The following is a 19,652-nucleotide window of genomic DNA, read 5'->3' on the forward strand; positions in this document are numbered from 1 at the left end:
CCGGTGTAGGAGCGGTAGGGCACCTCAGTGGTGCGTGGCGGCACCGACCTTGCCGTCCTCGGCCTGGGTGATTCCCTTCGCGGGTGGTCATGCCGAAAGGGCCGCGGCCGGTCCGCGATGGTGACGGCTCCGGGACGGTGCGCACCATCGTCCAGGCTTCTCCGGCGGAGCACGAAGTGTCGGTAGCTGCATCCGGGCTCGTACCCGCTCGGCCGGAGGCGGGCGCCCCGCCGGACCACAGCCGTTCTCCCACCCGCTCTCCTCGCGGCGCTTGGCCGCGCCCTGCGAGCAGTGCTCGCAGCACAGAGTCCCCCTCTGACAGGTGGGCGTACCTCACACCGAGCCTCCCAGCCGACCCTGTGGAATCGACGAAATGTGAGGCGAGGGAGTGACGGAATGCCCGGGGTCTGCTCACCTGGGAGGCGGCTGCCGTCCTCGCTCCGTAGGCTCGTAAGCAGGAGTGACGCCTGCCGAGGTCCACCCGGCGCACAGTGTCACTCGCCTTCAGCTCCTGAAGGTGAGGTGGAGTCATCCATGACCACACCGCGGGACCTGTTGATCATCGCGATGGACTTGACGGCCAGTCGTCCTCTGGAACAAGGCGATCTGTCCCTTGCGCTCGCGGGAGCCGAGCTGATCGACCTCCTGGGCGCTCAGGCCATCACGCTGGACGGTGATCGCATCGTGCCGAGCGACCGGCGAGCCATAGCTGATCGGGGGTTGGATGAGGCCGCGTCGTCACTTGCGCGACAATTGCCGTACGAGTCAGTCGGCGACTGGCTGTGGCGCAGAGGCCGCGGCCTATCTGGCAGCCCTCGAAGCGGAAGGGCAGCTCACTCGGCAACGCCGCAGCTGGATGATCTTCCAGTCCGCTCGCCTGGTGCTGGTGGATTCGCCCGGAAATCCGACGGCATCAGCACGGGATCGCCCCATGACCGGAGCCACAAAGCCGCAGGTAGACCCATTCCGCCAGTTGCCCACCCTGGCCCGCGGGGCAAGTCCCCGCGGACTGGGAGTGGCACCTGCGTTGACGTGGCTGTTGAGGTGGGGTGGATGCGGATCCAGGAGCGGGGCAACGAGCCGCGTTGCGGTGCCGGGACGGGGTGAACCGGTGCCGTCCGTCCCGGAGCGCCGTCGGGCCGGCCATCGAACAGGAGCCGGAGGGGCTGATGACGGCACTACCCACTCTTCCCGCGGCTGTTGTTCGGCTGGGACGGCGCGCCGACCCCCGTGGGTGTCGAGACCCGTATCAGCGCCCTGCGCACAGCCGCCCGGATGCTGACGCCATCCGCTTGTCTCCCCGATCGATGCCGTGCGGTGTCCTCGTCCGCGGCCCCGGACAGCACGGGCACCTGCCCGCTCTCCGATACCAGCCAGCGTCCAGAATCCGGCGCCCAATGCCTCGCACACGCCACCCGCGGCAACCTGCCCCATCGCCGGTGCACGACATCTGTGCAGGCCAGAGCGGTGTGGGCTAACGCCGACCGCAACGGAGCCGAACTCACGCGCAGCGGATTCAGTCCGTTCAGACAAAGTTGACGATCCGACAGGACAAAATGAACGTTTCCGCAGGTCAGAGACCTGCATAGGTGGGGCGGGTGGGACTCGAACCCACGGCCGACGGATTATGAGTCCGCCGCCACCAATTTTCGTTCGCGACAAACGGTCGTAGGTTCAAATCCCGCCTCATCAGTCGAGAGCCAGCAGGCGTCGGCACAGCCTGTGTCGTCTCACCGCATCGCTCGATGTCAGCTGCGGGTGGACTGCAAGGGCGAGCCGGACTCGTTGGGTACGGCCGGACTTCAGACGTGTAGTCGGCACCCTCGTCACGCAAGGAACGACAACCGCACCTGGCGACGAGGATTGTCCTTGTTCGTGTCGACGAGGCACACCGACTGCCACGTCCCGAGCTCCAGCCGCCCGCCCAGCACCGGCAGCGTGGCGTGAGGCGGGACGAAGGCCGGGAGGACGTGGTCGCGGCCGTGGCCGGGGCTTCCGTGGCGGTGCTGCCAGCGGTCGTCGGCGGGGAGGAGGGTGTGCAGGGCGGCCAGGAGGTCGTCGTCGCTGCCGGCGCCCGTTTCGATGATCGCGATACCGGCCGTGGCGTGCGGCACGAACACGTTCAGGAGGCCGTCGCGGTCTCCGGCCGCCTCCCGCAGGAAGGCCTCGCATTCGCGGGTGAGGTCCACGACCCGCTCCGCGGAGCCGGAGGAGATGTTCAGGACTCGGGTGGTGAAGGCGTCTGACATGCCCTCCATCCTCGCCCATGCGCCCGGAGTTCACCTGCGAGGGCACGGCCGGGTGACGGTCGAGCGGTGATACGCAAGGTCCACTTCGCGAGACGCCGTTGACCGTCGCCACGCCATCTGGCTACTTTCAGCCGTATGTTGCGTTCAGCCCTGCTCACCACGCGCGGTCACATCGACCTGCTGCGGGTGGCCTCCGCCGCGTGTCGCCGCGGCCGCTGACGCCCTTCTCTCTCCTCTCCTTCGCCTGCGCTCCGCCGTACCCGCACGTCTGATCCTCGTGTGATCCACGCGTGATCGACGTGGCGGCGTGCAGCCGTCCCCTTTCACCGGCCGCTCTCCTTCCCGTGGAGCACCCATGAGCATCAGCCATGCCCCACCCGAGTCCTCCGAACCCGATATTTCGTCTATATCAGCCCTCCAGCCCACTGCGGGCGACCAGCCCCGATCCGACCTCGAACGCCTCGTCCCCGCCTCCTCCCGCCGCACCCGCGTCCCCCGCTGGCTGCGCCGCACCACCGGCCCCGTCCTGCTCCTCGCCCTGTGGCAACTGCTCAGCAGTACAGGTGTGTTGACGTCCGACGTCCTCGCCTCTCCCGGCCGCATCGCCCAGGTCGCGGGCGATCTGATCGCCGACGGCTCGCTGCCCTCGGCGATGGGTACGTCCCTGCAGCGCGTCGCCGCCGGGCTGGCGCTGGGCACGGTCGTCGGGACCGGACTCGCGCTCCTGTCGGGGCTGTTCCGGATCGGTGAGGATCTGGTGGACGCGCCCGTGCAGATGCTGCGGACCGTGCCGTTCGTCGGGCTCATCCCGCTGTTCATCATCTGGTTCGGCATCGGCGAGGCCCCCAAGGTCGCCATCATCACGCTCGGCGTGACCTTCCCGCTCTACCTCAACGTCTACGCCGGTATCCGCGGCGTGGACGCCCAGTTGATCGAGGCCGGGGAGTCGCTCGGGCTGTCCAGGTGGGGCCTCGTGCGGCATGTCGTGCTGCCCGGTGCGCTGCCGGGCGCCCTGACCGGACTGCGTTACTCGCTCGGCATCGCCTGGCTGGCCCTCGTCTTCGCCGAGCAGGTCAACGCCGACTCCGGCATCGGGTTCCTCATGGTGCAGGCGCGGGACTTCCTACGGACCGACGTGATCGTGGTCTGCCTGATCGTCTACGCCTTCCTCGGCCTGCTCGCCGACTTCATCGTCCGCTCCCTCGAAAGGCTGCTGCTGCAATGGCGACCGACGTTCACCGGCCGGTGAGCCCCGAAGCCGTACCGGCTTCCCCGGCCGCACAGGCCACCCAGGCCGTCCACGTGGCGGGGCTGACCCGCTCCTTCGACGGACGTGCCGTCATCGACCGGCTCCAACTGGCCGTCCAGCCCGGCGAGTTCGTGGCCCTCCTCGGCCGCAGCGGCTGCGGCAAGTCCACCCTGCTGCGCATCCTCGCCGGCCTCGACCGCGACATCGAGGGCACCGTCCTGGTCCCGCGCCGCAAGGCCGTCGCCTTCCAGGCGCCGCGGCTGATGCCATGGAAGAAGGTGTGGCGCAACGTGCTGCTCGGCCTGCCGGGCAAGCCCGGTCGTGCCGTCGCCGAGCAGGCGCTCAAGGAGGTCGGCCTGGACCACCGTACGAACGCCTGGCCCAAGACGCTCTCCGGCGGCGAGGCCCAACGCGCCTCCCTCGCCCGGGCGTTGGTCCGTGAGCCCGATCTGCTGCTGCTCGACGAGCCGTTCGGGGCGCTCGACGCGCTCACCCGGATCAAGGCCCAGCGCCTGGTGGGCGAATTGTGGCAGCGGCGCGGCTGCGCGGTCCTGCTGGTCACGCACGACGTGGAGGAGGCCGTGCTCCTCGCCGACCGCGTCCTCGTCATGGACGACGGGGTCATCGCGCACGAGCAGCGCATCGACCTCGACCGTCCCCGCGACATCACCGACCCGCGGTTCGCGGAACTGCGCGCCCGCCTCCTGGAGCGCCTCGGCGTCGACACCGCCGCCGAAGCCGCCTGAAGCCTCCCCTGCAAAACCCCCGAGCAACGACCACCTGAGCAACAACCACCGAACGGATCCCCATGCGACTACGCCTCGTAACCGCCGCTCTCCTCCTCCCCTGCGCGCTCCTGCTCACCGCCTGCGGCGGGAACTCGGCCGCCGAGACCTCGACGGACACCGACGGGCAAGGCTCCCTGACGCTCAACGTCGGTGACCAGAAGGGCGGTTCGGAGGCCATCCTGCGCGCCGCCGGAGAGCTCAAGAACCTCGACTACAAGATCAAGTGGTCCACCTTCACCTCGGGCCCCCCACTCCTCGAGGCCGTCAACGCGAGGGCCGTCGACGTCGGCGGCGTCGGCAACACGCCACCGGTCTTCGCGGCGGGGGCGGGCTCGAAGATCACGGTGGTCGCCGCCTTCCACGGCACCTCCAAGGGCGACGCGATCCTCGTGCCGAACGACTCCGAGCTGGCGAAGCCCGAACAGCTCAAGGGCAAGTCCATCGCCGTCGCGCAGGGATCCTCCGCCAACTACCAGCTCGTCGCGTCCCTCAAGGCGGCCGGGCTCAGCCTGAGCGACGTCGACGTGAAGTACCTGCAGCCGGCCGACGCGCTGGCCGCGTTCACCTCCGGCAAGGTCGACGCGTGGGCCGTGTGGGATCCCTACACCTCCCAGGTGCTCCTGTCCAAGCAGGGCCGGATCCTGACGACCGGCGACGGGATCACCAACGGGCTCACCTTCCAGGTGGCGGCGCCCTCCGCCCTGCAGGACAAGAAGAAGGCCGCCGCCATCAAGGACTACCTGGAGCGGCTGCGGCGCGCCACGGCGTGGGTGCACGACCACAAGGAGGAGTGGGCCAAGGTCTAGGCGAAGGACACCGGGCTGCCCTACGAGGTCGCGCTGGCCTCGGTGAAGCGCACCAACGCCACCCGGATCTCGGTCGCGGTCGACAAGCCGCTCATCGCGTCCGAGCAGGAGATCACCGACACCTTCACCGAGCTGAAGCTCATCCCGAAGAAGGTGGACTTCGGCGAGTTCGTGGACACGCGGTACAACGGCGATCTGCCGCCGTCGACCACCGAGGGTCCCGCCTCGGAGGGTTCGTAAGGGGAAGATCCGTGGCCTCGGCACGGTTAGTAGAAGCGTGAACGATATCGAGGCAGTCGCGGACGTCGCCGTCGTCGTCATAGGCGCTGGTCAGGCCGGCCTGTCCAGCGCCTTTCACCTGCGGCGCACCGGTTTGGAGCCGGACCGCGACTTCATCGTGCTCGACCACTCCCCCGGCCCGGGCGGCGCATGGCGGTTCCGATGGCCGTCGTTGACGTACGGCAAGGTGAACGGGATGCACTCGCTGCCCGGTATGGAGCTGACCGGCGCCGATCCGCAGCGGCCGTCGTCCGAGGTCATCACCGAGTACTTCGACCGCTACGAGCGGACCTTCGACCTGCGCGTCCGGCGCCCCGTCGACGTGCGCGCCGTACGCGAGGGCCCGGGCGGGCGGCTGCTCGTCGAGACCTCGGCCGGCACCTGGTCGACCCGGGCGCTGATCAACGCCACCGGCACCTGGAACCGGCCGTTCTGGCCGCGCTACCCCGGCCAGGAGACGTTCCGGGGGCGCCAGTTGCACACCGCCCAGTACCCCGGGCCGCAGGAGTTCGCCGGGCAGCGGGTCGTCGTGGTGGGCGGTGGCATCTCCGGCGTCCAGCATCTGCTGGAGATCGCCCGGTACGCCGCCTCCACGACGTGGGTCACGCGGCGACCGCCCGTCTTCCGCGAGGGGCCCTTCGACGAAGGCGCGGGCCGGGCGGCCGTCGCGCTCGTCGAGGAGCGGGTCCGGCAGGGCCTGCCTCCGAAGAGCGTGGTCTCGGTCACGGGGCTGCCCCTGAACGACGCCGTCCGGCAGGGCCTTGCGGACGGGGTCCTGGACCGGCAGCCCATGTTCGACCGGATCACGCCGGACGGAGTGGAGTGGCGGGACGGGCGGCAGGTGACCGCCGACGTCATCCTGTGGGCGACCGGTTTCCGAGCCGCCATCGACCACTTGGCCCCGCTGCGCCTGCGCGAACCGGGCGGGGGAATCCGGGTGGAGGGGACGCGCGCGGTCGCCGATCCCCGCGTCCACCTCGTCGGCTACGGCCCGTCCGCCAGCACGATCGGCGCCAACCGGGCCGGGCGCGCGGCCGTACGGGACATCAGGCGGCTGCTGTCCGAGGAGCGGGTGGCCGCGTGACGCGCCGAGCTCCGGGTCAGGAACCGTATGACATCCCGTCGGCTCATTTCGTGGGCCGGGGGCTCGCCTTCTGCTGGGCGTTGAACTCGGCCACATTGCGCTGGTGTTCCGCGTAGTCGGCCGTGAAGCGGGTGTCACCCGGCTTGACCGTGACGAAGTACAGCCAGTCCCCCGCGGGCGGGCTGATCGCGGCGCGCATCGCCTCCACGCCCGGGTTGGCGATCGGGGTGGGCGGCAGGCCCATGCGCTGGTACGAGTTGTAGGGGCTCTCGATCCGCGTGTCGGCCTCGGTGGTCCTGATCGTGGAGCGGCCGAGCGCGTAGTTGATGGTCGAGTCCATCTGCAACGGCATCCCGCGTTCGAGCCGGTTGAAGACGACCCGCGCCACCTTGCCCATGTCGGCCTTGCCGCCGGCCTCGGCCTGGACGATGCTCGCGATGGTGACCGCCTGATAGACGTTCAGCGCGTTGCGCTGCGCACCGGCGGCGATCGGGGCGGCGCTGAACTTCTTGTTGGCGGTGTCGACCATGGCCGACAGCAGCGATTCCGGCGTCGCCTTCTTGCCGTCCCGCTCCAGCGGATACGTCGCCGGGAAGAGGTAGCCCTCGGGGTTGCCCTCGGCCTCGTTCGGCAGCTTGAGGTCGAGCTTGTGGAGGGACTTCTTGGTGCTGCCGGGCGGCAGGGCGAGGGCCTTGTCGACGGCGTCGTAGACCTGGCTCGCGCGCCAGCCCTCCGGGATCACCAGCGAGGTGGGCTTCGCCTCCTCCTCGCCCATGCTCAGCAGCGGCACCGCCACGGCGGTGCCGGCCACGACGGCGCCGGCGGCGATGAGAGCGATACGGCCCCGGCGCGTCAGTCGAATCGTGCTCCGTGACGGAGTGTTGAAGTACATGCGGGAACGGTAACCCGCACATGCTCACAAATCCGGCATAACATCACCCCGTCGGCTCCAGTTGGGCGTCCCGGCGGACCAGCCCGGCATACCGCCCCTCCCGCTCCAGCAGCTCCTCGTGCGTACCCCGTTCGGCAACCCGCCCCGCGTCGAGCACGACGATCTGGTCGGCGCCCCGAACCGTGGACAGACGGTGCGCGATGGTGACCGTCGTGCGGGTGGCGGACAGGGCGTCGATGGCCTGCTGGACGGCGTGTTCGGTACGGGTGTCCAGGGCGCTCGTCGCCTCGTCGAGGATGAGGACGGGCGGATCGCGCAGGATCGTACGGGCGATGGCCAAGCGCTGCTTCTCACCGCCGGAGAAGCGGTGGCCGCGTTCGCCGACGACGGTGTCGTAGCCGTCGGGCAGGGCGGCGATGTGGTCGTGTATCTGGGCCGCCTCCGCCGCCGCGTGCAGTTCCTCGTCGGTGGCGTCCGGCTTGGCGAAGCGCAGGTTGTCGGCGACGGAGGCGTGGAAGAGGTAGGTCTCCTGCGAGACGACGCCGACCGCGCGGGCGAGGGTGTCGAAGTCGAGGTCGCGCACGTCGACGCCGTCGAGGGTGACGCGGCCGCCCGTCACGTCGTACAGCCGCGGCACGAGATGGCCGAGCGTCGACTTTCCGGCGCCGGTCGGGCCGACGACCGCGAGGCTGCCGCCGGCCGGGACGGTGAGGTCGATGCCGTTGAGGATCGGGCTGCCCTTGCCGTCGTAGCGGAACTCGACGTTCTCGAAGCGGAGCTCGCCCTTGATGTGGTCGAGGTGGACGGGGTTCTCCCGCTCGGTGATGTCGATGGGCAGGTCGAGGTACTCGAAGATGCGCTGGAAGAGCGCGAGCGAGGCCTGGATCTGGACGCCGGTGGACAACAGGCTGACGGCCGGGCGGAACAGGCCCTGCTGGAGCGAGACGAAGGCGACGATCGTGCCGATGGAGACCTGCGGGCCCCCGAGTTGGAGGGCGATTCCCGCGGTCCAGTAGATGACCGCGGGCATGGCGGCCATGACGATGGTGATGACGGCCATGCGCCAGCGACCGGCCATGTTCGACCTCACTTCGAGGTCGACCAGTTGCTCGGACTCCTCGGCGAAGGCCTTGGTCAGCGAGTCGGAGCGGCCCATCGTGCGGCCGAGCAGGATGCCGCTGACCGAGAGCGACTCGGTGACCGTGGCGGCCATCGCGGCCATCTGCTTCTGGCGCTGGGTGGTGATCTTCTTGCGTTCGTTGCCGACGCGGCGGCTGATCCAGACGAAGACCGGCAGCAGGAGCAGCGAGACGACGGTCAGGCGCCAGTCGAGGGCGATCATCGCGACGATCGTGGCGACCACGCTGGTCACGTTGGAGACCAGGGAGGTCGCGGTGGAGGTGACGGTGGCCTGCATGCCGCCGATGTCGTTGGCGATGCGGGACTGGACCTCGCCGGTGCGGGTGCGGGTGAAGAAGGCGAGCGACATGCGCTGGAGGCGGCCGTAGACGGCGGTGCGCAGGTCGTGCATGACGCGCTGGCCGACCGTCGTGGAGATCAGGGTCTGCAGCACGCCGAAGACGCTGGTGAGGACGGCGCTGAGGATCATGCCGAGCGCGAGCAGGCTGAGCAGGCCGGTGCGGCCCTCGGGGATCGCGACGTCGAGGATCGCCTTCAGCAGGAAGGGCGTGGCGACGCCGACCAGCGACGAGGCGCCGACGAGCAGGCCTACGACGGCCAGGCGGCCGCGGTAGGGGCGGAAGAGTCGCAGAATGCGGCGCACCTGCCGGGGTTGGTCCTGCTGTGCGGCGGGTGGCGTCCAGGCGGGTTCGTGGTCGGGGTGCATGGGCTCCTACGGGAGGTGTGGTGAGGCGGACTGTCGGACCTTAGCTCATTGTTACCTATGCTCACAATGAATGTCGTCCTGATATTGTTCCCGCATGACCACCCCCGATCCCGACGGCCCGCTCGCCGAGCAGCTCCTGCGCTTCACCCGCCGGGTCCACCGCATCCAGAAGCAGCACCTGCAGCAGTGCGGCCTGGGCATCACCCCGGCCCAGTCCCGCCTGCTGCGCACGCTCGCGCACTACGGCTCGCCGCCCCGGATGGCCGATCTCGCCGAGCGCCTGGAGGTGGTCCCGCGTGCGGTGACGTCGCTGGTCGACGGACTGGAGGCGAGCGGGAAGGTACGGCGGGTGCCGGATCCGACGAACCGGCGGGTGATCCGGATCGAGCTCACCGACGACGGGCGGGGGGCCCTGCGGGAACTGCACGGTGCGCGACGGTCGGCGGCGGAGGAGATCCTGGCGCCGTTGACGGACGAACAGCGCGAGGTGCTGGGCGGATTGCTGGACACGCTGATGGACGGGACCGGCGCCCGGCAGTGCTGAGCACGTGAAACGGTCGCGGCCACCACTCCGTAGCACTGGAGCGGTGGCCGCGACCGTGTCGGCGGCGTTCGGCGTCAACTCGCCTCGGTGGCGGTCTCCTTGGCCGGCTGGGTGGGGACAGCGACGGCCGGCACCTCGGATGATTCCGTGTCCTGCGCCTCGACCACGATCTCGCCGTCCAGGACCTTCTTCGCCCGCTCCCTGTCCAGGGCGCCCTCCCAGCGGGAGACCGCGAAGACGGCGACGCAGTTGCCGAGCAGGTTGGTGACGACGCGCATCGAGTCCATGATGCGGTCCACGCCGAGCAGGAGAGCCACGGCTCCGGCGGGGATGGCGCCGAGGGAGGACGCGGTCGCGGACAGGGCGAGGAAGGCCGAGCCGGGGATGCCCGCCATGCCCTTGCTGGTCAGCATGAGCACCAGCACCACGGTGATCTGCTGGCTGAAGCTGAGGTCCACGCCCACGGCCTGGGCGATGAACAGCGTGCCGATGGACAGATAGAGCGAGGCGCCGTCGAGGTTGAAGGAGTAGCCCGTGGGCAGCACGAGACCCACGGCGTCGTCGCGGGCGCCGGCCTTGCGCAGCTTCTGCATCACCCGCGGCAGGACCGACTCGGTGGACGCGGTGCCGAGCGCGAGCAGCATCTCCTCACGGATGTAGTGCAGGAACTTCCAGAGGCTGAGCCCGGTGACCACCTTCAAGGCAATGGCGAGCAGCGCGATGAAGAGCGCCGCCGCCGCGTAGCACAGGACGATCAGCTTGCCGTACGTCTCGATCACGCCGAGCCCGTAGTTGCCGATCAGGACGGCCATGGCACCGAACACCGCGATCGGGGCGAGCCGCATGACGAAGCCGACGATCGCGAAGATGATCTCCTGGGCCTGCTCGATGGCGGGCAGCACCTGCGGCACCTTGGTGTGCCCGAGGTGCAGCAGCGCGGCACCGACCAGGCAGGCCAGGATGAGCACTTGGAGCAGGGAGTTCTCGGCGAAGGCGCCGATGAAAGAGGTGGGGATCGCGTTCAGCACGAACTCGGTCGTCGATGGCAGCGAACCGCCGTCCGTCTTCGCGTCGACCGCCGAGGCGTCGAGTGTGGACGGGTCGACGTTCATCCCGGACCCGGGCTGGACCACGTTGGCGGCGAGGAGCCCGATCAGCAGGGCGAGCGTGCTCGCCACCTCGAACCAGATCAGGGCCTTCAGCCCGATCCGGCCGAACGCCTTCAGGTCACCGGCCTTGGCGATGCCCACGACGACCACGCAGAACACGAGCGGCGAGATGATCGTCTTGATGAGCCGGATGAAACCGTCGCCGAGCGGCTGGAGATCCGCGGCGAACCCGGGCCACAGCTTCCCGACGACGATTCCGAGCACGAGCGCGCAGGCGACCTGCGCGAAGAGAGAGGTACGCAGCATGCGTGCGACGCGTCGCGGCAGGGACGGTACGGACGGCGGCACGGGCACTCCTTGGGGACGGCGGCACACAGAAGTCCAGGGGCGACGGGGGGACTTCTGCGATACGGAAAGCGCATTCCGTGCCGATCACTTTGGATGTGCTGTTGATCCCGCACAAGACCGCCGTGTTGCGATCATGTAAATCACGCCCTGCGTGACGCATCGCACACAACTTCCCTCAGCAGCCGCTGCGATCCTCGGTGAGCACGCCTTGGACGCTGGTGAGGGAACGGTCGTAGCAACCGCCCGAGCCGTACAGGCGATAGCGCTCGCTCGTCGTGCCGACCGCGTGGCGCTGGTCGCGCGGTACGTTCACCGTCCAGGTGGCGTCGCCCGTGTAAGTGTCGTCGAGCCGTGACCAGGCCGTGCGCCGGCCGCCGTACGCCGTGACGGCCGCGGCACGGTCACCGAGGGTCAGCACGGTGCGCAGCCGGTCGTCCGCGCCGAGCGTGGTCGTGCCGTCCATCGTGTACGTCCGCTGCGTGCGCGTCGTGCGGGCCGATCCGGGTCCGTCGACAGTGAGGGACTCGTAGTCCGTCCAGGTGGCGTCGAGCGCGTCGAGGTTCTCGCCGTCGGTCCAGCGGTGCACGGAGGTGTTGGTCAGCGTGCGGCGGACGGTCGTCGTCACCCGGCCGTGCGAGGTGTCGACGTATCCGGCGACGGTCAGCCGGTGACCACCCTCCGTGTCCACCCGGTGCTCCGAACCGGGCGTGTACGTCGAGGAGTGGGCGAGGCCGTCGGCCTTGTGCACGGTGAGCTTCCCGGTGACGCGTGCGCTCTTCGCGTCCTGCCAGGCGAGGACGTTCACCGGCGCACTCCAGCCGCTCTGCCCCTCGGGGACGCCGACGACGGAGGCCTCGACGCGGTGCGGGCGACCGTCGTTGAGGATGCCCGCGAACGGCGTCAGGTCGTATTCGATCGGCTTGATGTCGAAGGCGCGCGGCCCCGGGATGACGTACCAGAGGAAGGGGTTGGACCAGCCGCCCGTCCACACGTGCGGGAACGGCGCGGCGATTCCGGCGAGCCGGCCGTCGACCTTGATCTGCACCTCGCGGTAAGGGCCGCCGTCGGCCTTGCAGGAGTAGGGCGCCGGGTCGGGCACCGACAGGTACCAGTACTCCTCGCAGCCACCGCCCGAGCCGGTGGCGTACACCTCGGCGACGATGCGTTCGCTGTTGCGCGGGGTGGTGAGCGTGCCGTTCTGGAGGGTGAGGACGCGGTCGGGGGTGGTGGCGGGGTGGTCGGGAGTGCCGGTGGACCAGTCGGTCGCGGCGGGGCGGCCGGCGTAGAACGTCAGCGTGACCTTGACGTCGATGACGCCGGTGTACGTGTCGTCGACGACGTTCCCGATGAGCATCTCGACGTCCTGGCTGCGGCGGAGAGTGTCGCTGTAGCGCGTGACGTCCTTCTCCACGGACCACTCGATGCCGTCCGGTGACGGCTCGGGAGTCGACGTACGGAAGATCTCGACGCCGCCGACCTGCAGATGGCCCAGCCGGTCGTACTGGCGTCCCTTGACCTTGCCGTCCATCCGCAGCACGACCTTGCTCCAGCGGTCACCGCAGCCTTCGGGCGGTGTGTAGCTGCCCTTGTAGGGGGTGAAGTCGCGGAACTGTGCTTCGGCGACGGTGACTTGGCAGGACTTGCCGGAGGGCTTGGGGACGGGCGGGGCGGCGGTGATGGGGTCGTGCCAGTCGGTGCCGAACTCGGCGGGCACTTCGGCGGATTGGGCAGGCGGGGCGGATTGGGCGGATTGGGCGGGGGTGGCCCCGAGGAGGGTGTTCGCCAGGAGGGTCGCTCCTGCGAACATGGACATGACCATCCGTCTCTTCATGGCCCGTGTTCTACGGCGAGTCGGGCACCCACCGCAATGACGCCTCCTCCGCGATGGCTAGCCCGCCAGGTCGGCCCTGTCCCCCATCACCACCACAGGATGCCGGTCCGGATCGAGCGTGCGCAGCAGGTACTCCATCGCGGATTCGGACAGACTGACGCAGGCCGACGTGCCGCTCCCGTGGTCCATGTGCAGCCAGATCCCACCGCCCTTGGCCTGACCCTCGGGGCGGGTGGGGTCGTTGGGGGGCGTGCCTTTGATCCGGTTGTAGTCGATGGCGATGACGTAGTCGAAGTCGTGCCAGTACGACTTCGCCCACCAGCGCGGCGCCGCGAAACCCGCGGACCTCGTGTACGGCAGCCTGGCCCCGGGGTTCTTCCGTACGCCGCCCGCGTCGCTCAGCGTGAACACGCCGACGGGACTGCGGTTGTCGCCCTCGCGGTGGTCGGTCGTCCAGCCCTTCTTGCCGTTGTGCGCGGGCCAGCTGCGGACGCGGTCCCAGGCGGAGCCGCGCTTGGTGTAGAGCACGACCGTCGAGTCCGGGGAGTCCTTGCCGTTGCCGTAGACCGCCACGACCTGGCGGGAGTCGGCGGGAATGCGTCGCTGCCAGCGGTCGGCGACGCCGGGGATGCGTGTCGGATCCCGCGTGGGATCCGTGGGGGCAACCGGGCTCGTACGGGCGCCCTTTCCGACGTCCGCGCCGCCGCCGTGCGCCGAGCCGCCGCACGCGGTCAGGGTCGTCAGGGCCGTCAAGAGGGATCCGAGGGCCGCCGTCGCGGCCATGGCACGCCGTAGTCCGCCGTTCCGCATCGCTCCATGGTGGCACCGCGTTCCGGGCGGCAGCCGGATTGGGCCGCAAGCCGGATTCGGCCGCAGCCGGATCTGTGCGGCGTCGCGGAAAACCGTTTGCGTCCGACCACGCTGCGACGCGAACCTTTCACGGTTTGCTGCCGCCGTGCGCTGCCCGCTCCACGCACCGGCATCCGGTCAACAACTCCCCATCCCTCCCCTCACTGACACGAGCCACTGGGACGTCATGCAGATTCAAGACCTTCCGTATCCCGATCCCGGCGTGCCGGACGCACGCTCGGGTCCCCGATTCCTGTGGTGGCTCTTCAGGAACCAGGCGGGCGGACAGCTGAAGTCCCTGGCCTGGGGGTTGCTGCACTTCCTGTCCGTCTCCGCGCTGCCGTTCTGCGTCGGTGTCGCCGTGCAGGCCGTCGTCGACCGCTCCGGAGCGCAACTAGCCCTCGCGGGCGGCCTGTTGGTGCTGTGCTGCGCCGGAAACGCCATCGGCGACACCTTCCTGCACCGCACCGCCGTCACCAACTGGATCACGGCGGCCGCCCGCGTCCAGCAGGTGCTGGCCCGCAAGGCCGCGCAGCTGGGCTCGGCGCTGACCCGGCGCGTCGCGGCCGGTGAGGTCGTGGCCGTCTCCACGGGTGACGTCGAGAAGATCGGCTGGTTCGTCGAGGCCTGGTCCCGGTTCACCGCGGCTGCGGTCACCATCGTGGTGGTCTGCGTCGGCCTGCTCGTCTACCAGCCGGCGCTCGGTGTGGTCGTCGCCGTGGGCCTGCCCGTGCTGGCGGTCGCCGTGCTGCCGCTGCTGCCCCGGGCCACCAAGCGGGCCGACTTCCAGCGCGAGAAGGCGGGCCGCGCCACCGAACTGGCCTCGGACACCGTCGCCGGCCTGCGCGTCCTGCGCGGGATCGGCGGCGAGGAACTCTTCCTCGACCGCTACCGCCGCGCCTCCCAGGAGGTGCGCCACGCTGCCGTGCGCAGCGCCCGGATGTGGTCCCTGATCTCGGCGATCCAGGTGCTGCTGCCGGGACTGCTGCTGATCACGGTGGTCTGGTACGGCGTCCATCTGGCCCGCCAGGGCCGGGTCACCGTCGGCGAACTGGTCACCGTCTACAGCTCGATCATGATCCTCACCTATCCGCTCAGGCACTTCGAAGAGATCGCGATGGCCTACTCCTTCTCCCGGCCGTCGGCCCGGCGGGCCGCGCGTGTGCTGTCGCTGGAGCGGGCCACCGACACCGACGGGTCCCGCGACGGGTCCGAGCTGCCCTCCGGGGACCTGTACGACCCGGCCACCGGGCTGCTCGCCCCCGCGGGCCGGCTCACCGCCGTGGTGTGCGGCGACCCGGACGCGGCGGGGCGGCTGGCCGAACGGCTCGGCGGCCATGCCTCGGAGGAGGGCACCGCGGTGCTCCTCGGCGGCGTCCCGCTCGACGAGTTGCCGCTCGACTGCGCCCGTACGGCCGTCCTCGTGCAGGACAAGGATCCGGTGCTGCTCTCCGGCACGCTCCGCGAACTGCTCGACGTTCCCAGGTCGGGCGAGGTCGGGGCCGAGGAGGCGCTGGAGGCCGCGCAGTGCGCCGACGTCCTGGCCGCCCTGGTGCAGGGGTCGCTGGACGCCGACGACCCGATGGACGCCCGTATCACCGAACGCGGCCGGTCCCTGTCCGGCGGCCAGCGCCAGCGCCTCGCGCTCGCCCGGTCGCTGATCACGGACCCGGAGGTGCTCGTCCTGGACGAGCCGACCTCGGCCGTCGACTCCCACACGGAGGCGCGGATCGCGGAGGGCGTGCAGAACCTGCGGGCGGGGCGCACGACGGTGGTGTTCACCTCGTCGCCCCTGCTCCTTGACCGCGCCGACCGGGTCGTGCTCGTCCACGAGGGCGAGGTGGCCGCGGTCGGCGTGCACCGGGAGCTGGTGCGCGGAGAACCGCGGTACCGGGGGGTGGTGACCCGGGAGACGGACGAAGAGGCCGCTCTGAGCAAGGACTTGGGCGCTGCCTCGGGCGCTTCGATGGGCGCTTCCATGGACGCTTCCATGGGCAAAAGGTCCGCCCTCGACGACGTACTGAAGGAACTGGAAGAAATCGAGGAATCGGCATGATCGGGGTGGCGCCACCGGCGTACGACCCGGCGGCCCCGACGACGGCGAACACCCTGCCGGTCGGCGCCCCCGCGACCGTACGCACCTATGTGGTCGAGTTGTTCCGTCGGCACCGCCGTGCCTTCCTGCTGCTCATCGGCGTCAACACGGTCGCCGTGGTGGCGTCGATGGCGGGGCCCTGGCTGCTGGGCGGGCTGGTGGAGCGCGTGTCGGACGGGGTCGGCGAGCGCGAGCTCCATCTGGAGCTCACCGTCGGGCTGTTCGTGGCCGCGCTCGTCGTCCAGGCCGTGTTCGTACGACAGGTGCGGCTGCGCGGTGCGATGCTCGGCGAGCGGATGCTGGCCGATCTGCGTGAGGACTTCCTCGTCCGGTCGGTGGGTCTGCCGCCGGGTGTCCTGGAGCGGGCCGGGACGGGTGATCTGCTGTCCCGGATCACTACGGACATCGACCGGCTGGCCAACGCGATGCGTGAGGCGGTGCCCCAGCTGGCCATCGGTGTGGTGTGGGTGGTCCTGCTGCTCGGCGGGCTCGTCGTCACCGCGCCGCCGCTGGCCGCCGCCGTGCTGCTCGCCGTGCCGCTGCTGGTGATCGGCTGCCGCTGGTACTTCAAGCGGGCGCCGTCCGCGTACCGCTCGGAGGCCGCCGGGTACGCCGCCGTGGCCGCCGCGCTCGCCGAGACCGTGGACGCCGGGCGCACCATCGAAGCCCACCGCCTCGGTGAGCGCCGCGTCGAGCTGTCGGAGCGGCGGATCAAGGAGTGGACTGCCTGGGAGCGCTACACGCTCTGGCTGCGGTCGGTGCTCTTCCCGTTCATCAACGTCACCCACGTGATGATCCTCGCCTCGGTGCTCATGGTCGGCGGCGTGTTCGTCCTGCAGGGCTGGATCGGGGTCGGTCAGCTGACGACGGGTGCGTTGATCGCCCAGATGCTGGTGGATCCCGTCGGGCTCATCCTGCGCTGGTACGACGAGCTGCAGGTGGCGCAGGTGTCGCTGGCCCGGCTGGTCGGGGTGCGGGACATCGAGCCGGAGGCCGGGGACGCCCTGCTGGCGCCCGACGGCCGCGACGTGCACGCCGACCGGGTCCACTTCGGCTACCTGGAGGGCGTGGACGTGCTCCGCAAGGTCTCGCTGGAGGTCGCACCCGGCACCAGGCTGGCGCTGGTCGGCCCCTCGGGCGCCGGCAAGTCGACCCTGGGCAGGCTGCTCGCCGGCATCTACGCGCCCCGGGACGGCCGGATCACCCTGGGCGGTGCGGACCTGTCCCGGATGACCGCCGAACGGGTCCGCTCCCATGTGGCCCTGGTGAACCAGGAGCACCATGTCTTCGTCGGCTCCCTGCGCGACAACCTGCTGCTCGCCCGCACGGACGCGACCGACACCGAGCTGTGGGCGGCGCTGGGAGCGGTCGACGCGGACGCCTGGGCCCGGGCGCTCGACGACGGCCTGGACACGGAGGTCGGCTCGGGCGGGTTCTCGCTCACCCCGGCCCAGGCCCAGCAGATCGCGCTGGCCCGCCTGGTGCTGGCGGACCCGCACACGCTGGTCCTGGACGAGGCGACCTCGCTCCTCGACCCCCGCGCGGCCCGCCACCTGGAGCGCTCCCTGGCCCGCGTCCTCGACGGCCGCACCGTGGTCGCCATCGCCCACCGCCTCCACACCGCTCACGACGCCGACGTCATCGCCGTCGTCGAGAACGGCCGGATCAGCGAGCTGGGCAGCCACGACGAGCTGGTCGCCGCGAACGGGGCGTATGCCGCGCTGTGGCGGTCGTGGCACGGGTGAGCGGCTGGTCGACCGGACAGGCGTTGGGCAGATGCCCACATTCGCCACTCCTTCTGCTCAGGGAGCCGGCTGCCGCCGCATGGGGGGCGGATGCCGTCCTCGGGTCGGGCCACCTGGATCGCCTACGGGGCGGTCGACACCGTCGACGGGTCCTGCTGCCGTCGGACGACCGCCGCGTCCGCTCGTCGGCCGATCTTCCGTGCTGACGTCATCCGGCCCCGTGCCTGGTCGTACCGGTCCGGGGGCACAGGGTATGCCCTGTCCCCCCGGACCAGGGGCTTGGCGCGACGGGCTGCGGGCGGCCCCGTGACCGGGATGTCTCCATGCCTCCGTGCCGTTGCGCGGGGGCGAAAAGGGGTGGAAGGCTGGATAGCGGCACCGGTTCGGGGAGCGCCCGGGAACCACGCGGTTCGCCCGGATGCAGCCTGTGCCCCCATACCGCGGCGGCCCGGCCACCGACCGCGGTGAGACCGGGCCCGTCCCCATCACCTGGAGGTACCCGTGAACAGCGCCGACGGATGGGGAGACGACGTCTATCAGCCCGACGCATCCGATCAGCGGGAGGACACGGGGCTGCTCGACGCGGAGGACACCCTGGAGAACGACGGTGTGGACGACCCCCTGGACCGGGGCTGGTCCCCTCCGGAGAGACCATGGGCAGTGGAACGCGTCGGTGTGACGGCGGCCGAGCGCCACGCGGGCGAGACGCTGGACCAGCGGCTCGCCGAGGAGCAGCCGGACCTCGCCGTGCCGGACGGCGACGGCATCGGCGACCACGACACCGACGGCGAGCTGCTCGACAACGAAGTCGGCGCCGCGCGCTCCGGCCGGCTCGTGGCACCCGACGAAGGCGCCCACGAGGACGAGGAGAGCGCCCTGGTCGCCACGGACGTGGGGATCGACGGTGCGGCGGCCTCGGCCGAGGAAGCCGCCATGCACATCGTCGACGAGGACGCCCTGTCCAGCTGACCCCGCCGACTGGCCCGGCCACGCCCACCACGCCGTACACCGACTCCGCAAGAGGAGCAGGCATGCAGCAGGACAAGCACCCCGACTACCACCCTGTGGTCTTCCGCGACCGGGCCGCCGGTTACGCCTTCCTGACCCGGTCCACCGCGACCAGCGACCAGACCATCGAGTGGGACGACGGCGAGACCTACCCGGTCGTGGAGGTGGAGATCTCCTCGGAGAGCCACCCCTTCTACACCGGCAAGGCACGCACGGTGGACTCCGAGGGCCGCGTCGCCGCCTTCGAGCGGCGCTACGGCGGCGGGGCCGGTCAGGGCGGCTGATCCCTGAGTTGCTGATCCCTGAGTTCATGAATCCATGACGTTCGGCGGTCACATCCGCCCTTCGAGATCCGTCAGTGCGGTGGAAGCACACGGAACCGGCTCGAAGCATCCGGAAGGAAACGTCATGATCACGCAGCCCCGCATCCCCAACCCCGTGACCGTCGTCCCCGAGTTCGCAGCGGTCCCCGCAGCCCTCTTCAAGGCCGTCGGCAACGGTTCGGTCGCGCAGACCACCATCAGCCTCGTGCAACTGCGCGCCGGCCAGCTGGTCGGCAACACCTATCTGACTGTGCTGCACACCGGCAACCTCCGCCGGGCCGGCGAGTCCGAGGAGCGGATCACGGGCGTGGCGACCTGGCAGGACGCGCCCTACTACACCGACAGCGAGCGGGTCGCGCTGGCCCTGGTCGAAGCCGTCCTCACCGCGAACCCGCGGGGCGAGCGCGTCCCGGAGGACCTGTTCGCCGAGGCGTCCCGAAACTACGACGAGAAGGCCCTCACGACACTGACGATCGCGATCGGCCAGGTCTGCTTCTTCGTCCCGTTCGCCCTCATCGGCCGGCCGCTGCCGGGCGTGGCGCCCGAGGACCAGTGGAAGGACTGACGGCCACGGCCCGAGGGTGGGGGACGGCGACCGTGCCCCGGC

General features: G+C 70.4%; 16 protein-coding genes, 1 tRNA gene and 2 pseudogenes. 12 read left to right on the plus strand and 7 right to left on the minus strand.

Going from position 1 to position 19,652, the window contains the following annotated elements:
* Window positions 1-534: 534 nt before the first annotated feature.
* Window positions 535-922 (plus strand): annotated as a pseudogene (locus tag ACQEV2_RS05065) (GOLPH3/VPS74 family protein); the annotation flags it as partial.
* A 668-nt stretch (window positions 923-1,590) separates the two neighbouring features.
* Here the strand turns inward: ACQEV2_RS05065 and ACQEV2_RS05070 are convergent.
* Together ACQEV2_RS05070 and ACQEV2_RS05075 are read right to left on the minus strand one after the other, a co-directional pair.
* Window positions 1,591-1,661 (minus strand) — tRNA-Ile (locus ACQEV2_RS05070).
* 165 nt (window positions 1,662-1,826) lie between these two features.
* Window positions 1,827-2,249: a secondary thiamine-phosphate synthase enzyme YjbQ gene (locus ACQEV2_RS05075; protein ID WP_433036947.1), complete on the minus strand. Its 423-nt coding sequence runs from the start codon at window positions 2,247-2,249 to the stop codon at window positions 1,827-1,829.
* 135 nt (window positions 2,250-2,384) lie between these two features.
* On the opposite strand from ACQEV2_RS05075, the gene ACQEV2_RS05080 reads away from it, so the two are divergent.
* The 5 genes and pseudogenes from ACQEV2_RS05080 to ACQEV2_RS05100 all read left to right on the plus strand — a co-directional run bounded on the left by ACQEV2_RS05080 (window position 2,385) and on the right by ACQEV2_RS05100 (window position 6,455).
* Complete coding sequence (locus tag ACQEV2_RS05080) at window positions 2,385-2,468, plus strand: putative leader peptide (protein ID WP_313884353.1); 84 nt, start codon at window positions 2,385-2,387, stop codon at window positions 2,466-2,468.
* Window positions 2,469-2,604: 136 nt separating this feature from the next.
* The gene (locus ACQEV2_RS05085; protein WP_433036949.1) at window positions 2,605-3,498 is read left to right on the plus strand and encodes an ABC transporter permease; all 894 of its coding nucleotides are present in this window, start codon (window positions 2,605-2,607) and stop codon (window positions 3,496-3,498) included.
* Window positions 3,471-4,244, plus strand: coding sequence for an ABC transporter ATP-binding protein (locus ACQEV2_RS05090; protein WP_433036951.1), 774 nt, complete (start codon window positions 3,471-3,473; stop codon window positions 4,242-4,244). Before ACQEV2_RS05085 ends, ACQEV2_RS05090 begins: the two co-directional genes overlap by 28 nt.
* Before the next feature lie 62 nt (window positions 4,245-4,306).
* A pseudogene (locus ACQEV2_RS05095) lies at window positions 4,307-5,332 on the plus strand (ABC transporter substrate-binding protein).
* Between the two features lie 37 nt (window positions 5,333-5,369).
* Window positions 5,370-6,455 carry an NAD(P)-binding domain-containing protein gene (locus tag ACQEV2_RS05100; RefSeq protein ID WP_433036953.1) on the plus strand — a complete coding sequence of 362 codons (1,086 nt, stop codon included), beginning with the start codon at window positions 5,370-5,372 and terminating at the stop codon, window positions 6,453-6,455.
* Between the two features lie 43 nt (window positions 6,456-6,498).
* On the opposite strand, the gene mltG is transcribed toward ACQEV2_RS05100, so the two are convergent.
* Both mltG and ACQEV2_RS05110 read right to left on the minus strand, forming a co-directional pair.
* Window positions 6,499-7,347, minus strand: a complete 849-nt coding sequence (mltG, locus tag ACQEV2_RS05105; protein WP_433036955.1) for an endolytic transglycosylase MltG — start codon at window positions 7,345-7,347, stop codon at window positions 6,499-6,501.
* Between the two features lie 43 nt (window positions 7,348-7,390).
* A complete protein-coding gene (locus ACQEV2_RS05110; RefSeq protein ID WP_433036957.1) occupies window positions 7,391-9,193 on the minus strand; it encodes an ABC transporter ATP-binding protein in 1,803 nt (600 codons plus the stop codon).
* Window positions 9,194-9,287: 94 nt separating this feature from the next.
* Here ACQEV2_RS05110 and ACQEV2_RS05115 point away from each other — a divergent pair, with 94 nt between their 5' ends.
* Window positions 9,288-9,737 (plus strand): MarR family winged helix-turn-helix transcriptional regulator, encoded by a 450-nt coding sequence (locus ACQEV2_RS05115; protein WP_433036959.1) that lies wholly within the window; start codon window positions 9,288-9,290, stop codon window positions 9,735-9,737.
* 74 nt (window positions 9,738-9,811) lie between these two features.
* On the opposite strand, the gene ACQEV2_RS05120 is transcribed toward ACQEV2_RS05115, so the two are convergent.
* The 3 genes from ACQEV2_RS05120 to ACQEV2_RS05130 form a co-directional block, all read right to left on the minus strand.
* On the minus strand, window positions 9,812-11,194 hold the full coding sequence (locus ACQEV2_RS05120) for a cation:dicarboxylate symporter family transporter (RefSeq protein ID WP_433036961.1): 1,383 nt from the start codon (window positions 11,192-11,194) through the stop codon (window positions 9,812-9,814).
* A 175-nt stretch (window positions 11,195-11,369) separates the two neighbouring features.
* Window positions 11,370-13,025 (minus strand): peptide-N4-asparagine amidase, encoded by a 1,656-nt coding sequence (locus tag ACQEV2_RS05125; protein WP_433036963.1) that lies wholly within the window; start codon window positions 13,023-13,025, stop codon window positions 11,370-11,372.
* A 57-nt stretch (window positions 13,026-13,082) separates the two neighbouring features.
* On the minus strand, window positions 13,083-13,835 hold the full coding sequence (locus ACQEV2_RS05130; RefSeq protein WP_433036965.1) for a L,D-transpeptidase family protein: 753 nt from the start codon (window positions 13,833-13,835) through the stop codon (window positions 13,083-13,085).
* 226 nt (window positions 13,836-14,061) lie between these two features.
* Between ACQEV2_RS05130 and ACQEV2_RS05135 the strand changes: the two genes are divergently transcribed.
* The 5 genes from ACQEV2_RS05135 to ACQEV2_RS05155 all read left to right on the plus strand — a co-directional run bounded on the left by ACQEV2_RS05135 (window position 14,062) and on the right by ACQEV2_RS05155 (window position 19,610).
* On the plus strand, window positions 14,062-15,930 hold the full coding sequence (locus ACQEV2_RS05135; protein ID WP_433036967.1) for an ABC transporter ATP-binding protein: 1,869 nt from the start codon (window positions 14,062-14,064) through the stop codon (window positions 15,928-15,930).
* Window positions 15,927-17,714 carry an ABC transporter ATP-binding protein gene (locus ACQEV2_RS05140; protein ID WP_433036969.1) on the plus strand — a complete coding sequence of 596 codons (1,788 nt, stop codon included), beginning with the start codon at window positions 15,927-15,929 and terminating at the stop codon, window positions 17,712-17,714. Before ACQEV2_RS05135 ends, ACQEV2_RS05140 begins: the two co-directional genes overlap by 4 nt.
* A gap of 501 nt (window positions 17,715-18,215) precedes the next feature.
* Window positions 18,216-18,683 carry a DUF5709 domain-containing protein gene (locus ACQEV2_RS05145; protein ID WP_433036971.1) on the plus strand — a complete coding sequence of 156 codons (468 nt, stop codon included), beginning with the start codon at window positions 18,216-18,218 and terminating at the stop codon, window positions 18,681-18,683.
* Between the two features lie 62 nt (window positions 18,684-18,745).
* Window positions 18,746-19,006 carry a type B 50S ribosomal protein L31 gene (locus ACQEV2_RS05150; protein WP_433036973.1) on the plus strand — a complete coding sequence of 87 codons (261 nt, stop codon included), beginning with the start codon at window positions 18,746-18,748 and terminating at the stop codon, window positions 19,004-19,006.
* 124 nt (window positions 19,007-19,130) lie between these two features.
* The gene (locus ACQEV2_RS05155; RefSeq protein WP_433036975.1) at window positions 19,131-19,610 is read left to right on the plus strand and encodes a carboxymuconolactone decarboxylase family protein; all 480 of its coding nucleotides are present in this window, start codon (window positions 19,131-19,133) and stop codon (window positions 19,608-19,610) included.
* Window positions 19,611-19,652: the final 42 nt, after the last annotated feature.

It is taken from the genome of Streptomyces sp. CA-251387 (genome assembly GCF_050936625.1).
Taxonomy (GTDB): Bacteria; Actinomycetota; Actinomycetes; order Streptomycetales; family Streptomycetaceae; genus Streptomyces.